Raw genomic sequence first — 14,280 nt, forward strand, 5'->3', positions numbered from 1 at the left:
GACGTGGCGAGAACTGTGAGTCAGAGCGATACGGTGCCCAAGCGCATCGCGGCGACGGTGCTGGCGCTCTTCATCGTCGTGGTGATCGCGCTCTCCCTCCTGATGTTCGCGAGGGTCTTCGACAGCCGGGTGCCGTTGACCGTCCGCAGTGATCGCGCCGGTCTGGTCATGGAGGCCGACGCCAAGGTGCGCGCCCGCGGTGTGGAGATCGGCAACGTCAAGGACATCCGCCAAGAGTTCGGCGGGGCGACGATCGAGATCGAGGTCGATCCCGCGGCGCTGGAGGCCATCCCCGCCAACTCCCCGGTGACGATCGGATCCAACACAGTGTTCGGTGCGAAGTCCGTCGACTTCGAGTCCCCGATGCGGCCGGACCCGACGCCGCTGGCCGCGGGCACCGTCGTCGAGGCGTCCAATGTCACCGCCGAGGTCAACACACTGTTCCAGGACCTGACCGACCTGCTCATCGCGATCGAGCCGGAGAAGCTCAACGCCACCCTCGGCGCGGTCTCCGGGGCGGTCGACGGGCGCGGTGAACAGGTGGGGCGCACGATCACCGACTTGGGCGACTACCTGCAAGAGATCAACCCGCAGATCGACACCCTCCAGAGGGACCTGGCCAAGGGGTCGCGGGTGGCCAACCTCTACGCCGACGTCACCCCCGACATCATGCGCCTGCTCGACTCCGGCACCGATGTCGGCGCCAACGTCGTCAACAACCAGGCGCGGTTCGAACAATTGCTGGTCTCTGCGATCGGCACGGGCGAGACCGGCAAGCGCCTGCTGTCCGAGAACGGCAACGAATTCGTCAAGACGCTCTCGGACCTGCGTGCCTCGACCAGCCTGCTGGCGGAGTACCACCCCATGCTCACCTGTCTGATCGTGGGCCTGAACCAGGGCGTCGAGGGCGCCAACTCAGCCTTCGGCGGCGAGGACCAGCCCGGCCTGGTATTCAAGTCGGGGTGGCAGCAGGGGGCGCGAGCGTACGAGTACCCCAAGGACCTGCCGAAGGTCAACGCCAGCACCGGACCCAACTGTTACGGCCTCCCGTTCCCGGACCCGGAGGTCCACGCCCCGTTCGTCGTCACCGACACCGGCTCGAACCCCGTGGAGGGCATGCCCGACGTGTTCACCACTCGCCCCGCCCCGCTGTTCGGCCCGTTGCGGCCCACCGAGCCTGGTCGTCCCGCGCCCCCGACGCTGCTGCAGGTCATGCTCGGCATGGACGGGGAGGCCCCGTGACCGCCGGGCGCTCGGCAGCGCGAAACGCCCGTCTCACCCTGATCAAGCTGGCGATCTTCACCACGGTGATGGTGCTGGTCCTGGCCGGTCTGGTCATGGTCTTCAGCGAGTACCGCTCCGGCGCGTCCGAGAAGTACAATGCCGAGTTCACCGACGTCTCGGGGCTGGAGTCTGGGGATAAGGTGCGCATCGCGGGAGTGGAGGTGGGCCGCGTCGACCGGATCGCACTGGCGGACGGGAACACAGCCGCGGTCCGGTTCTCCGTGGCCGGGAACCAGGTCGTGCACGCTAGCACCGAGGCGATGGTGCGGTACGAGAACCTGACCGGGGACCGCTATCTGGAACTCAACCGGGGGGAGGGGGATCAGTCTCCGCTCGAGGCGGGCGGGACGCTGCCGATCTCGCAGACCTCCCCGGCTCTGGACCTCGACGCGTTGCTCGGCGGGTTCCGTCCGTTGTTCAGGGCACTCGACCCCGGCCAGGTGAACCAGCTGTCGGAATCGATCGTCAAGGTATTCCAGGGCGAGGCCGGAACCGTGCAGGACCTGCTCGCCTCGACGTCGTCCCTCACTCAGACACTGGCTGATCGGGACCGGCTCATCGGAGACATCATCACCAATCTCAACGGGGTGCTCACCACGGTGGCGGACAACCAGTCCAACGTCGATTCGATCGTCGACGACCTCCAGCAGCTCGTCTCCGGGCTGGCCACCAACTCGGAGCCGCTCGCCGAGTCGGTGTCCAGGCTCAACGACTCGAGCGCCAACATGACCACACTCCTGTCCGACGTCCGCCCGGCCCTGCGCGAGGACGTCGCCCAGATCGACCGGGTGGCGACACTCATCAACGAGGACGAGCCGTTCGTCGAGAACGTGATCAACCGGCTCCCGTCCGACTTCGAGAAGATGGGGCGCTTGGGCGTGTACGGCAGCTTCTTCCAGTTCTATCTCTGTGGTGTGATCGTGCAGGTCACCAACCCCGTGACCGGCAGGGGCGTGTACCTGCCCCAGTACGAGCAGACGACGGGACGGTGTGCGTTCCCCGATGAGTGACACAATAGACGGGACCCCGCCGAAGGCGCCCCGAGGACAGCTCCGGTTCCGCGACCGCGACCCCAAGACGATCGGTGTCTGGGGAGCCGTGGGGGCCGTGGCGTTGATGGCGATCTCGCTGAACTACGACCGGATCCCCTTCGTCAACGGGCTGCGGAACGCCACGGCGTACGTGGCCGACGCAGCCGGGCTCAACACCGGTGACGAGGTGCAGGTGGCCGGGATGAGGGTCGGTTCGGTGCGGAAGATCGAGCTCGACGGGGACAGGGTCAGGGTCCGCTTCGACATCGACACCGACGTCGCGCTCGGCGCGGACACCTCCGCCCAGATCAAGACCGACTCGATCCTCGGCCGGCGTGCGCTCGGGGTCTTCTCTGACGGCCAGGGCGAGCTCCCCGCCAACATCATCCCGCTCGAGCGGACCTCGGTCCCGTACTCGCTCACCGCCGCGCTTGGCGACCTCAGCAACACCGTCGAGGCAATGAACACGGACAAGGTCGACGAGGCGCTGACCGTGCTCGCCGAGACCATGGAGGGGTCCTCGCCTGAGATCAGGGGAGCGCTGGACGGGATCACCAGGCTCTCGCGCTCTCTCAACGAGCGTGACGAGGGCGTACGGCAGCTCCTCGACAAGGCCGCGGGGACCACCGACATTCTCGGGCAGCGAAGTGACCAGATCAACCAGCTCATGGTGGACGGCAACGTGCTGTTCACCCAGCTCGACCTCCGGCGAAGGGCCCTCAGCGAGTTGATTGTCAACATCGACGAACTCGCCCGGCAGCTCTCGGGGGTGGTCCAGGACAACGAGGCACAGCTCGGACCCGCCCTGGACAAGTTGGAGCAGGTGTCGGATCTGTTGATCCGCAACAAAGAGGACATCGATCTGGGGCTGCGCCGGATCGTGCCGTTCTCCACGGCGCTGAGCGAGGCCGTGGCGTCCGGACCGTGGTTCAACGCCTACATATCCAACTTGTCGATCGGTCATTACCAGCAGACCATCCTGCGCGACCTCATGCCTCTCATCGACGACCGCGTCCAGCCCGAGCCCGGACTGGTGCGCGAGCCGACGCTGCCGGCCGTACCGGGTCTGACCCTGATGGACGAGCACCCCGGCTGGGGCGAGAAGAGGTTGCCCCGATGAGTCGACTGTTCTCGTCCACACTGTCCAAGGTCGTGGCCCTCGTCGTCGTCGTCCTCCTCGTGATTGCCACGGTGTGGTTCTTCTCCACCCGGACCAAGACGATCATCGCCTTTTTCGAATCCACCCGTGGCGTCTACGAGGACGACACCGTCCGGGTGCTCGGGGTGCGTGTCGGACGGATCTCCGAGATCACCTCCGAGGACGGCAGGTCCAAGGTCACGATGAAGGTCGACCGGGACGTCCCGGTCCCCGCCGACGCCACCGCGTTGCTCGTGGCACAGTCCCTCGTGGCCGAGCGGTTCATCCAGATCACCCCCGCCTTCACGGGCGGCGAGGAGATGCCGGACGGCGGCACGATCCCCGTCGAGCGCACCGCGATCCCGGTGGAATGGGACGGGGTCAAGGAGCAGCTCATGAAGCTGTCCACCGCCCTCAGTCCCGTTGGTGACGAGGAGACGGGCCCGCTCGGCGAGTTCGTCGACTCGGCCGACGCGATGCTCGACGGCAACGGTGCGGAGGTCCGCGACGCCCTCAACGAGGTCTCGCAGACCATGGCGCTGCTCTCGGACGGGCGAGAGAACCTCTTCACCACCCTCAAGAACCTGCAACTGTTCGTCACCGCGCTCTCACAGAGCGAGGAGCAGATCGTGTCCTTCGGGGGGAGGCTGGCCAGCGTGTCGCAGGTGCTCGGAGACCAGACGGGCAACATCGATGCGGCGCTGAGCGATCTCGACCTGGCGGTGACCGACATCAACCGGTTCCTTGACAACAACGGGGAACGCGTGACCACTGCTGTCGACAAGCTCGGCCAGGCGACCGAGGTGGTGCGCGACCGGCGGGCCGAGCTGGAGGGAGTGCTCCACGTGGGCCCCACCGCCATGGCCAACTTCTACAACATCTACCGGCCGTACCAGGGCGTCCTCACCGGGGTGTTGACCATGAACCAGATGGCCAACCCGACCAACTTCATCTGCGGTGCGATCGCGGGCCTGGCCAACAACACCGCCGAATCCGACGCACAGCTGTGCGCCCAGTACATGGGCCCGCTGTTCAACTCGCTCGCCTCCAACTACCCATACGGCGCGGTCACCCCGCCGATCACGCCCACCGCGGAGCCCCAACAGATCTGGGACTCGCAGAAGCCAGGGACGCAGACCCCACCGGGTGTGCAGCCGGTCTCCGACCGGCCCGACCCGCTGATCAACGTGGTCAACAAGGGCGACAACCTCACCGACACCTTGCTCGTGACGGGAGATGCGTAGATGTTCCGCAACCGACCCAGTGGCCGAATTCTGACGGCAGGTGCACTCGGCGCCGTCGTGCTGCTCTCCGGTGCCGGATGCACCTGGGAGGGTCTCAACTCCCTGCCGCTACCCGGTGCGCAGGGCAGGGGCGAGGGTGCGTACGAGATCACCCTTGAGATGCCCAACGTCACCACCATCACCCGCAACTCCCCGGTCCGAGTGAACGACGTCAACGTCGGATCGATCACGGACATGCAGGTGGAGGACTACACGGCGATCGTCACGGTCTCGCTCAACGAGGATGTCCGGCTCCCGGCCAACGCGCATGCGAAGATCGGGCAGACCAGCCTCCTGGGGTCGCAACATCTCGAGATCTTCCCGCCCCCGGACGGCGAACCCGAGGGCTCGCTCTCCGACGGGGACGTCATCCCGTTGGCCCGCGCCGGTGTGTACCCGACCACCGAGCAGACGCTGTCGGCGCTGTCGGTGGTCCTCACCAACGGCGGACTGGCCCAGTTCGAGACCATCTCCCGCGAGCTCAACACCGCGTTGGACGGTCGCCAGTTCGAGGCCAAGGAGGTCATCTCCCAGCTGGAGACCACCGTCAGTGGTCTCGACCAGCAGCGGGCCGACATCATCGCGGCCATGGACGGTCTGGACCGGCTCTCGCGGCAGATCAACGAGCAGAACGACACCCTGGCCAAGGCGCTGGGTCAGATGCCCGAGGCCGTCGCGCTGATCAACGACCAGAAGCAGGAGCTGACCACAGCAATGGTCTCGCTCGGGGATTTCGGCAACAAGGCCAACCAGGTGATCGACGCCGGTGGTGGACAGAACCTGGTGGACAACCTCCGCGACATCACGCCGGTCCTCGACTCGCTAGCCAACGCCGGGCGCGACCTGACCCGGGCGCTGAGCGTGCTCATCACGTTCCCGTTCCCGCAGGCGGGCATCGACAACTTCCTCCGCGGCGACTACGCCAACCTGTACATCCACGCCGACACGACGATGCCGCGTCTGTCGGAGACCTTCCTCCTGGGCACCGAGTTCGGCAACCGTATGGCCGGCCTCGAGGGCTATGTGGGCCTCGCGCCCAATCCGCTGGCCGGCGCGAACCCGTTCTCCCTTGAGATCCCGCGGCTGGAGCACTCGGGCGAGGAGCCGTTCGCCGAACTGCCGCCTGAGCCGGAATCCGGTGCCCCGACCGAGGAGGCCCCCCGATGACCCGGTTCGTGCGAATCCAGCTGACCATCTTCGCCGTGGTGACGGTTCTCTCCCTCTCGGTGATGTCGGTCTCGTACCTCAAGCTGCCGACTGCGTTCGGCTGGCAGCGCACCGATGTCGCACTGCAGATGCCGGACACCGGTGGGCTCTACAAGAACGCCAACGTCTCCTACCTGGGCAATGTGATCGGGAGGGTCGACGCGGTCACCCTCAAGCCCGGTCACGTCGTGGCCGAACTGCACTTCGACACGCGGGCGGAGGTCCCCGAGAACGTGCGTGCGCAGATCCGGAGTGTCTCCGCGGTCGGAGAGCAGTTCGTCGAGTTAGTGCCTGAGGGCGAGCCCGTCGGCGAGATGGCCGACGGCACCGTGCTCGGCGAGGACCGGGTCGACATGCCCCAGGGGATCGGCCCCGTCCTGGACCAGGCCACGGTGCTCATGGCGTCGATCGACGACGGCAAGATGCGCCGCGTCATCTCTGAGTCGTTCGACGCGTTCAACGGTTCCGAGCGGGAGCTCCAGCAGTTCCTGGACTCCGCGCAGCTCCTCCTTGAGGAGGCCCAGCGCAACACCGGGGCCACCCGCCAGCTGATCGCCGACGCCGAGCCGGTCCTGGACTCGCAGCTGCGCTCATCGGACTCGATCCGTGCCTGGACCCGGAACCTCGCAGACCTGACCGATCAGCTCCGGGTCAACGAGCCCCAGCTGACCTCGATCATCCAGCGCGGCCCGGACTCGCTGGCCCGGGCGACCAGGGTCCTCAACGATCTGCAGCCGACCATGCCGGTGCTGGTCGCCAACCTGGTGAGCGTCGGCGAGGTTGGCGTGGTCTACAACCGCTCCATCGAGCAGTTGCTCGTGATCTACCCGGCCCTGGTGTCCTCGCTCATCACCGCGATCAACGGCGCCAAGGACACCGGTGAGATCAAGGTGGATTTCAACCTCCAGATCAACGAGACCCCGCCGTGCACCACCGGCTTCTTGCCGGCGGACCAGCGGCGGTCGCCCGCCGACCTGTCCGTGCCCCCGCTGATGAACGGCATCTACTGCAAGGTCCCCAAGGACTCCCAGACGACCGTCCGTGGAGCCCGCAACCTGCCGTGCATGGAGTATCCCGGTCGGCGGGCGGCGTCGCCCGCCGAGTGCGCGGCGAACGACTACCAGCCCGAGGGGATCAACCCCCCGGACACGAGCGAGGTCGGTCCGCCCGGGAACAACCCGAACGGGTGGAACGTTGTGCCGTCGTCCGACACCGGTGAACAGGAGATCCGCACGTCGGCCGCGATGTACGACCCGTCGACGGGCGAATACCTGGGCGCCGACGGCAAGACGTATCGTCAGCTCAATCTCGGTGATGCCGGACGACTCTCGGCGGACGCCGACCTGGCCGACATCCTCACGAACGGAGTGACCTAGTGCCACAGCCGGACGACAACCCCGCCGACCGTGGGCGCCCCTGGCTCACCGTGACCGCGGTGGTCGCGGCGGTCTGCCTCGTGGCCGCCGTCGTCGCGACGTCGCTGTGGCTGGGTGAGCGGAACTCGGCGGCCTCCGTGCGCGCCGACCGGGCCTCCGCGACCGAACTGGACGCCTCGTACCGTGACTTCGCGACGACTGTGATGACCAAGCTCATGACCATCAGGCAGGAGACGCTGTCGGAGGACGTCGACGAGATCGTCGGCCTGATCGACGGCGATTTCTCGGAGCAGTTCGCGCCTCGCCGCGATTCGTACGAGGACGTCGTCAAGACCACCAATGTCGTCGCCGACGGTGTGGTGTCCGCCGCCGCCGTCGAGCACTCCTACCCCGACCGGGCCGAGGTGATCATGGCGATCGACCAGACCATCGGCAACCCGAAGTCCGATGAGGACCAGGACCGCCAGTACCGTGTGCGCGTGACCGTGAACCGACACGACGACGGCGAGATGAAGGTCACGGGGGTGAACTTCATCCCATGACCACTCCCGACTCCGACATCCGCGCCACCCGTCGCGCCCAGCGCGAGGCCGAACGCGCGGCCCGCGCCCAGCGCAAGGCCGACGCCGCCCGCGAGCGTGCCCTCGAGGCCGCACGGGCCGGTGGGCTGTTCGAGGGCATGGAGGCCATGCCCCGCACCGAGACCGCCGACCCACGATCGGACGAGGACACCGCCGGCGGCGCGACCGCCCGGCCGGCCACCTCGACCCCCTCGCCGTCGCCGGCGTCCCGGGAACCGATCGACCCGGCCCGTCGGCGCACCCTGATCACCGCCCTGGCGCTGGTGTCGGCGGTCCTCGTCGTCGTCACCGGCCTGGCCACGTGGCAGTACGTCGAGGCCCGCGAGGCGACGGCGATCGAGGAACAGATCGCGGCCGCGCCCCGGGCGGCCACCGACGCGGCTCGCGAGATCACCACCCAGATGTTCACCTACGACCACCGGACGGTGGACGCGGACCTCGGAGCGGTACGGGAGCGGCTCGCCGACCCGGCACTGTCGGAGTTCGTCGAACAGTCCATGCCGACCGTCTCCTCCGCCGCCAAGCAGCAGGAGGCCACCGTCTACGCGACCGTCGCCGCCGCCGCGCCGCAGGAGGTGACGGACGCCGAGCGCGTCACCGTGCTGGTCATGCTCAACCGGATGGTCTCCACCAAGGACGCGCCCGAGGCGGCCAGTTCGGCCTCACGGCTGAGCGTGGACATGGTCCGCCAGGATGGGACGTGGAAGCTCGCCGAGCTCAACGCGCTCTGACCCGGACGCGCTCTGACCCGGAAGCGCTCTGACCGCCGGCCGACGCCCGGGTATGGGGCGCCGCCCGGGGCGGACGGGGTCCTAGTCGTCCGAGGTGGCGTCGAGGGTGTTGAAGAACCGGCGGGCCCACGCGTGGACGTCATTGCTCAACACCTGACGACGCAGTGACCGCATGCGTCGGCGACGGTCCTCGGGGGCGTCCTCGACCGCGGCCATGATGGCGTCCTTGACGCCGTCGAGATCGTGCGGGTTACACAGGTACGACTGGCGGAGCTCTGCGGCGGCACCGGCGAACTCGCTGAGCACCAGGGCGCCGTTCCCGTCGGTGCAGGAAGCCACGTACTCCTTGGCCACCAGGTTCATGCCGTCCCGCACGGGCGTGACCAGCATGACGTCTGCGGCCGCGTAGAACGCCGCCAGCTCCGTCTTGGGGACCGGCCGGTGGATGTACGTCACCACGGGGTGCCCGATCTCGCCGAACGTGCCGTTGATACGGCCCACCGACTCCTCGATCCGCGACCGCATGATCTGGTACTGCTCGACCCGTTCGCGGCTCGGGGTGGCGAGCTGGAGCAGCGTGACGTCCGCCGGCTCGAGGCGGCCCTCCTCGAACAGCTCCTCGAGCGCGCGCAACCGGACGTCGATGCCCTTGGTGTAGTCCAGACGGTCGACGCCCAGCATGAGGATCCCGGGGGAGCCCAGCTCGACGCGGAGTCGGGCGGCGCGGGCCCGGGTGTCGCGTTGGCGCGCGATGGCGTCCACGGCGGCGGAGTCGATGGAGATGGGGAACGCGCCGACGCGGACCATACGGTCGCCCACGCGGATCTCGGAGGCACGCCCCCGCGTCGACCGCAGGCGCACGGACGGATAGCCGCGCAGGCGGTTGGCGAGGATCCGGAAATTGTCGGCCCCGCCCGGGAGGTGGAAGCCCACCAGGTCGGCGCCGAGCATGCCCTCGACCAGCTCGGTGCGCCACGGTAACTGCATGAACAGTTCGATGGGCGGGAACGGGATGTGGAGGAAGAACCCGATCGTCAGGTCGGGGCGCAGTTCTCGCAGGAGGCGGGGCACCAGCAGCAGCTGGTAGTCCTGCACCCAGACCGTGGCGCCCTCGGCGGCGGCGTCCGCGGTCGCCTCCGCGAAGCGGGTGTTGATCTCGCGGTAGGCGTTCCACCACTCGCGGTGGTACTCGGGGGCCACCACGACGTCGTGGAACAACGGCCACAGCGTGGCGTTGGAGAAACCCTCGTAGTAGAGCTCGACGTCGCGGGCGGACAGCCGCACCGAATGGAGCCGGATGCCGTCCGCGTCGAACGGATCGGGGGAGGCGTCGGGCACGCCCGGCCACCCCACCCAGGCGCCGTCGTTTGCCTTGAGGATGGATTCCAGCGCCGTCACGAGGCCGCCGGGGCTGGCCTTCCAGTGTTCGGTGCCGTCGCGGTCGACGACGAGGTCCACGGGGAGACGATTGGCGACGACGACGAAGTCGGCCCCCGCCCCGGTGGTCGCCTGCCCGGTACCGCTCGCCATCCCCTGCCCCTCGCCTCGGATTCCGTGGTCTGCCTACTCGGCGTCCGCCGTCACCTGCGGCTCCGGACCGATCCCCAGCATGTCGAGCAGCATCCGGCACTCGTCGGCGTCGGCCGAGTACGAGGCCACGACCTTGCGGGCCATGTCGGCGGTCTCGTCCGCGACCGGCTCCAGGTCGTCGAGCTCGGGTTCTTTGCTGGCGGCGGCGGATGCCATCGGTGTCCTCCTGTGATCGGTGGGGGGCGCGCGCCCTGTTCGGGCGACATCGTCCGCTGCCGATCCTACGTCACCCGTCCGCGGCCGCCGACCGGCGCAGATTGCGGGTCACCCACTCACCGAACACGATCCCGGCGGCCAGTGCCACCGCGATCGCCAACGCCTGGAACATCAGGCCCAGACCGATACCCGTCTGGTCGCTCGTCAGCGCCGACAGGCCGCGGTACACCGACAGGCCCGGCAGGAACGGTGTGATGCCGGCGATGGTGACCACCAGCGGCGGGACGGTGGCGATACGGGCGAGGATGCCGCCGATCAGGCCCATCGTGCAGGCTGCGAGGGCGGACCCCACCACCACTCCCAGCCCGGTGGCCATGACCGCCTGGAAGATGAGCATCCCGATCGCGCCGACGGCCGCGGCGAGCCAGGTCGCCCGCACCGTCGCATAGCTCGCCACGGCGAACCCGGCGGCGCCCACGCCCGCGGCGAACACCGCGATGTGGACCGCCGCGTTGCCGGCGATGGCCGGGTCGATCGGGGGTGGGGACATCCCGAGGCGTTCGAACGCGGCGAGTGCGATCGTGATCCCGCCCAGGACGCCGCCGGTCATGACCATCGTCTCGACGCCTCGCCCGGCGGAGGTCACGGGGAACCCGGTGATGGCGTCCTCGATGGCACCGACGAGGGTGAGTCCGGCGAGCAACACGATGATGCCGGCCGCGACCAGCTGGGACGGTTGGACCTCGATGAAGTTGTTGCTCACGGCCACGTACGCGGCGAGGGCCCACGCGGCCGCGATGAACCCACCCACGACCTGCTGGAAGAAGCTCGGGAGTCGGTGGCTGTCCAGGTAGCGGTTGGCGTACATCAGGGCGAACGTCGAGACCATGGAGATGAGGCCGGCCAGCGGGCTACCCCCGAGCTGGATGACGACCGCGCACCCCAGCATCGCCCACCCCAGGACCGCGACGCGGAAGGAGTGCGGGTGCGGGGAGGCCACGATCCTCTCGACCTCGGCGGCGGCCTGGTCGACGGTGAGCTGGCGGCGCACGATGAGGTCGATGAGGCGGGAGACGCGGGTCACCCGTGTCATGTCGACGGTGCGGTAGTTGACCACCCGGATGACCGAGATCGGCGGTCGTCCGCGACGTCGGTTGACCCCGATGGTCAGCGACGTGAAGGTGACCTCCACGGTCGCGCCCGGCAGGCCGAACGCCGCCGCCACGGACTCGGCCTGGGCGACGGTGTCCGCCGCACCCTCACCGGAGGATAGGAGGATCCCGCCGATCTCGAGGGCGAGGTTGAGCACGTCGGTGACGGCGCCGTCGTCGTCGAGGTCGACCGGCGCCATGGGGGACAGCGGGGGTTCGACCGCCAGGTCCATGGCGGACTTGCGCAGTCCCATCCACGCCAGGGGTCGGGTGAGCGGTGCCGGTGCGTCGCGGGTCTCCACGGTGCACACCGTAGTCAAGAGCCCCGACGGTGGCCGGGTTAGGATGTCCGGCGGGACGCGACGGTGTCGCTGCCCGTGCTGGAGTGGCGCAATTGGTAGCGCACCCGACTTGTAATCGGGCGGTTGCGAGTTCAAGTCTCGTCTCCAGCTCTCGCGTGGCGTCGGCGGTCGAGCCGGAAGCTGAGGACAGGCCAAGGATGAGGCCGTCCCAGTTGTCGCGAGGTGCCGAGCCGCGCGGGGAACCGCAGTTCAGTAATCATTGTTAGCTTCCGTCTACTGGTGAGTAGAATGTTCTCGACACGCCCGTCGCCAGAAAGACGCAGCCGAGATGACGCTGAGATGAGACAGTCCGCACGAGAGATCGCCACGGCCTGGATGGCCGCCCTCGCGTCCGGTGACGCCGAGAGGACCGTGGCCCTGTCCTCCCCGTCGATCGTCTATACGACGGGCCAGGTCAGGCGCTATGTCGGGCACGACGGTGTCCGCGACATCGTGTCCGACCTCTCCCGGCTGGCCGGCTTCCTCACCATCGCGGTGGAGGGGGAGATCCTGGAATCCGAGGGGGTCGTCGCGCTGCGCCGGATCGAGCGGTACACGTTGCCCAGTGGCGGGATCGAGATCCGGGGCTGTTCCTTCGTGGAAGTCGAGGACGGGGTGGTCACGCGATGGGCGGATTACAAGAGCATGGAAACGATCGATGACGTCATCGGATGACGGGCCGGGGAGCGGCATGGGTGGACGACGGCCGCGCGACGGGGGCCCCGGCGACGTGGCGAGGGCGTTGGTCGAGGCGGCGCTCTCGGGCGACTTCGAGGCCGCCAGGTCGTACTGCGCTCCGGATATCACCCTGACGCTGGAGGGCATCCAAACCGTCAGTGGCCACGAGGGACTCCGGCAGCTCCTGGAGTTCAACGCCGAGATCGCGACCGACGTCGTCATCGAGATCCACCATGTGCTCGGCTCCGACGATACCGCGGCGCTCAACCGCACCACCCACCTCACGGTGGGGGGGAAGCGGCTACGGGTCGAGGTCGGGTCGTTCTTCACCCTCCGCGACGGGCTCGTCGCGGACTGGACCGACTACCAGGACATGCAGAACGTCTGGCGGGCTCTCGGCCACTGAACCGGAGGGGCGGGAGGACGAGTCGGGGTCCGGGTCAGGCCTCCGGGACGAACTCCCCGTAGCCCAGTTCGCGCAGCGACCGCCGGATGGTCTCCGCCGCCGCGTCGGATTCCTCGGCGGGCGCGTCGGGGTCCGCCAGTGACAGGTCGAACCCGGACATGTCGTCGGCGGGGAAGATGTGGATGTGGGTGTGTGGCACCTCGAAGCCGGCGATGAGATACCCGGCGCGCGCCGCGCCGAGGCCTCCCACGACCGCCTTGCCGACGGCCTGTGCGACCTCGTTGAGCCGGGTCAGCAGCGCGGGCTCCAGATCCGTCCACCGATCGACCTCCGCGCGCGGGACGACCAGGGTGTGTCCGGGCGCGACCGGCGCGATGGTGAGGAAGGCGACCACCTCGGGGTCCTTCCAGACGAACCGGCCGGGCAGTTCACCGGCGATGATCTTGCTGAAAACGGTCGACATGGACCCCAGCCTACGTATCGGGGGCGATGACCTCAGGTGGCAGACTGGCGAAAAGTGGTCTAATGGATGTATCCGCCACCCGCCGGGTGGCCCCCGTTCTCTCTACATACGCGAAGGAGCATCGACATGGTCGAGGCAGGTATTGCGACGGCAGAGGGTGCGGTGAAGAAGAAGGCCTACCACCACGGCGATCTGCGCAACGCCATCATCCAGGAGGCCACCGCGCGCGCGAGGGTCTCAGGGGAGAAGGCGATCATCCTCCGGGAGATCGCCCCGCACATCGGGGTGTCCGCCACCGCGGCGTACCGCCATTTCGCCAATCGGCAGCAGCTCGTCGAGGAGGTCGCGGCCCGCGGGTTCGTCGAGTTGGTCGGGCGCGTGGCGGCCTCGGCCGTCGGCGGTGCGGAGTCCGATCCGGTCCTCGCCGCCTACCTCCAGTTGCGCGAGGCGGCCCTCGCCGTGGTGGAGTTCGCGATCGACGAGCCGGCGTGGGCCCGGACGATGATGGAGAACCTGGGCCCGTCGGAGACCGTCGCCGCGCACGCCGATGCCATCAACGTGGAGTTGCAGGCGATCGTCGAGCGCGGGATCGAGGCGGGGGCGTTCCGGCCCGGCGTCGTCATGAACGACGAGCTGCCGCTGTGGGCGGCGATCGACGGACTCAGCGCCCAGGCGATGTTCGGGATCCGCCCGATGCGGACCCCGGACGCCGCACGGTCGACCGCACGGACCATTGATCTGTGTATGACGGACCTGCTCACCGACGAGGGTCTGCGGTCCCGCGACGCGGCGTTCCCCGCCGCCGACATCACCGCCGACGCAGGGGTCTAGAGCCCGTTCGTTCCGGGCCGGGCCAACCCGGCGC

General features: G+C 68.5%; 15 protein-coding genes and 1 tRNA gene. 12 read left to right on the plus strand and 4 right to left on the minus strand.

The window, feature by feature from the left end:
* Positions 1-15 precede the first annotated feature (15 nt).
* Genes AYO52_RS01030 through AYO52_RS01065 form a run of 8 tightly spaced genes read left to right on the plus strand, consistent with a single transcriptional unit; the run spans position 16 to position 8,630 of the window.
* Positions 16-1,242 (plus strand): MCE family protein, encoded by a 1,227-nt coding sequence (locus AYO52_RS01030; protein WP_235027837.1) that lies wholly within the window; start codon positions 16-18, stop codon positions 1,240-1,242.
* Positions 1,239-2,294, plus strand: coding sequence for an MCE family protein (locus AYO52_RS01035; protein WP_082923664.1), 1,056 nt, complete (start codon positions 1,239-1,241; stop codon positions 2,292-2,294). Before AYO52_RS01030 ends, AYO52_RS01035 begins: the two co-directional genes overlap by 4 nt.
* The gene (locus AYO52_RS01040; protein WP_067711903.1) at positions 2,287-3,435 is read left to right on the plus strand and encodes an MCE family protein; all 1,149 of its coding nucleotides are present in this window, start codon (positions 2,287-2,289) and stop codon (positions 3,433-3,435) included. Before AYO52_RS01035 ends, AYO52_RS01040 begins: the two co-directional genes overlap by 8 nt.
* Positions 3,432-4,697, plus strand: coding sequence for an MCE family protein (locus AYO52_RS01045; protein ID WP_067711906.1), 1,266 nt, complete (start codon positions 3,432-3,434; stop codon positions 4,695-4,697). The genes AYO52_RS01040 and AYO52_RS01045 overlap by 4 nt, the downstream gene beginning before the upstream one ends.
* On the plus strand, positions 4,698-5,903 hold the full coding sequence (locus tag AYO52_RS01050; protein ID WP_067711909.1) for an MCE family protein: 1,206 nt from the start codon (positions 4,698-4,700) through the stop codon (positions 5,901-5,903).
* Entirely contained in the window at positions 5,900-7,318 is a 1,419-nt protein-coding gene (locus AYO52_RS01055; protein WP_067711912.1) for an MCE family protein, read from the plus strand. Before AYO52_RS01050 ends, AYO52_RS01055 begins: the two co-directional genes overlap by 4 nt.
* The gene (locus tag AYO52_RS01060) at positions 7,318-7,860 is read left to right on the plus strand and encodes a hypothetical protein (protein ID WP_067711915.1); all 543 of its coding nucleotides are present in this window, start codon (positions 7,318-7,320) and stop codon (positions 7,858-7,860) included. Before AYO52_RS01055 ends, AYO52_RS01060 begins: the two co-directional genes overlap by 1 nt.
* Positions 7,857-8,630: a hypothetical protein gene (locus AYO52_RS01065; protein WP_067711917.1), complete on the plus strand. Its 774-nt coding sequence runs from the start codon at positions 7,857-7,859 to the stop codon at positions 8,628-8,630. Before AYO52_RS01060 ends, AYO52_RS01065 begins: the two co-directional genes overlap by 4 nt.
* 81 nt (positions 8,631-8,711) lie before the next feature.
* Here the strand turns inward: AYO52_RS01065 and AYO52_RS01070 are convergent, their stop codons facing one another.
* From AYO52_RS01070 to AYO52_RS01080, 3 genes are all read right to left on the minus strand, one after another.
* Positions 8,712-10,160 (minus strand): trehalose-6-phosphate synthase, encoded by a 1,449-nt coding sequence (locus tag AYO52_RS01070; protein ID WP_067711918.1) that lies wholly within the window; start codon positions 10,158-10,160, stop codon positions 8,712-8,714.
* 33 nt (positions 10,161-10,193) lie between these two features.
* On the minus strand, positions 10,194-10,376 hold the full coding sequence (locus tag AYO52_RS01075) for a hypothetical protein (protein WP_067711921.1): 183 nt from the start codon (positions 10,374-10,376) through the stop codon (positions 10,194-10,196).
* A 70-nt stretch (positions 10,377-10,446) separates the two neighbouring features.
* Positions 10,447-11,829, minus strand: coding sequence for a threonine/serine exporter ThrE family protein (locus AYO52_RS01080; RefSeq protein ID WP_253696030.1), 1,383 nt, complete (start codon positions 11,827-11,829; stop codon positions 10,447-10,449).
* 77 nt (positions 11,830-11,906) lie between these two features.
* Here AYO52_RS01080 and AYO52_RS01085 point away from each other — a divergent pair.
* The 3 genes from AYO52_RS01085 (at position 11,907) to AYO52_RS01095 (ending at position 12,952) form a co-directional block, all read left to right on the plus strand.
* Positions 11,907-11,979, plus strand: a tRNA-Thr gene (locus AYO52_RS01085).
* 189 nt (positions 11,980-12,168) lie between these two features.
* Positions 12,169-12,543, plus strand: a complete 375-nt coding sequence (locus tag AYO52_RS01090; protein WP_067711923.1) for a nuclear transport factor 2 family protein — start codon at positions 12,169-12,171, stop codon at positions 12,541-12,543.
* Complete coding sequence (locus tag AYO52_RS01095) at positions 12,527-12,952, plus strand: nuclear transport factor 2 family protein (protein ID WP_253701707.1); 426 nt, start codon at positions 12,527-12,529, stop codon at positions 12,950-12,952. The genes AYO52_RS01090 and AYO52_RS01095 overlap by 17 nt, the downstream gene beginning before the upstream one ends.
* A 34-nt stretch (positions 12,953-12,986) precedes the next feature.
* Here AYO52_RS01095 and AYO52_RS01100 read toward each other — a convergent pair whose 3' ends face one another.
* Positions 12,987-13,415, minus strand: a complete 429-nt coding sequence (locus AYO52_RS01100; protein ID WP_067711927.1) for an HIT family protein — start codon at positions 13,413-13,415, stop codon at positions 12,987-12,989.
* 126 nt (positions 13,416-13,541) lie between these two features.
* Here AYO52_RS01100 and AYO52_RS01105 point away from each other — a divergent pair, with 126 nt between their 5' ends.
* Complete coding sequence (locus AYO52_RS01105) at positions 13,542-14,246, plus strand: TetR/AcrR family transcriptional regulator (protein ID WP_067711930.1); 705 nt, start codon at positions 13,542-13,544, stop codon at positions 14,244-14,246.
* Positions 14,247-14,280: the final 34 nt, after the last annotated feature.

The sequence above is a fragment of the Dietzia sp. 111N12-1 genome (genome assembly GCF_001658045.1).
Lineage (GTDB): Bacteria > Actinomycetota > Actinomycetes > Mycobacteriales > Mycobacteriaceae > Dietzia > Dietzia kunjamensis.

Bases quoted from the DNA above. Each gene is read 5' to 3' on its own strand.
- AYO52_RS01055 (WP_067711912.1), top strand. From the start codon at position 5,900: ATGACCCGGTTCGTGCGAATCCAGCTGACCATCTTCGCCGTGGTGACG.
- AYO52_RS01090 (WP_067711923.1), top strand. From the start codon at position 12,169: ATGAGACAGTCCGCACGAGAGATCGCCACGGCCTGGATGGCCGCCCTC.
- AYO52_RS01105 (WP_067711930.1), top strand. From the start codon at position 13,542: ATGGTCGAGGCAGGTATTGCGACGGCAGAGGGTGCGGTGAAGAAGAAG.
- AYO52_RS01040 (WP_067711903.1), top strand. From the start codon at position 2,287: ATGAGTGACACAATAGACGGGACCCCGCCGAAGGCGCCCCGAGGACAG.
- AYO52_RS01050 (WP_067711909.1), top strand. From the start codon at position 4,698: ATGTTCCGCAACCGACCCAGTGGCCGAATTCTGACGGCAGGTGCACTC.
- AYO52_RS01100 (WP_067711927.1), bottom strand. From the start codon at position 13,415: ATGTCGACCGTTTTCAGCAAGATCATCGCCGGTGAACTGCCCGGCCGG.
- AYO52_RS01065 (WP_067711917.1), top strand. From the start codon at position 7,857: ATGACCACTCCCGACTCCGACATCCGCGCCACCCGTCGCGCCCAGCGC.
- AYO52_RS01045 (WP_067711906.1), top strand. From the start codon at position 3,432: ATGAGTCGACTGTTCTCGTCCACACTGTCCAAGGTCGTGGCCCTCGTC.
- AYO52_RS01095 (WP_253701707.1), top strand. From the start codon at position 12,527: ATGACGTCATCGGATGACGGGCCGGGGAGCGGCATGGGTGGACGACGG.
- AYO52_RS01070 (WP_067711918.1), bottom strand. From the start codon at position 10,160: ATGGCGAGCGGTACCGGGCAGGCGACCACCGGGGCGGGGGCCGACTTC.
- AYO52_RS01075 (WP_067711921.1), bottom strand. From the start codon at position 10,376: ATGGCATCCGCCGCCGCCAGCAAAGAACCCGAGCTCGACGACCTGGAG.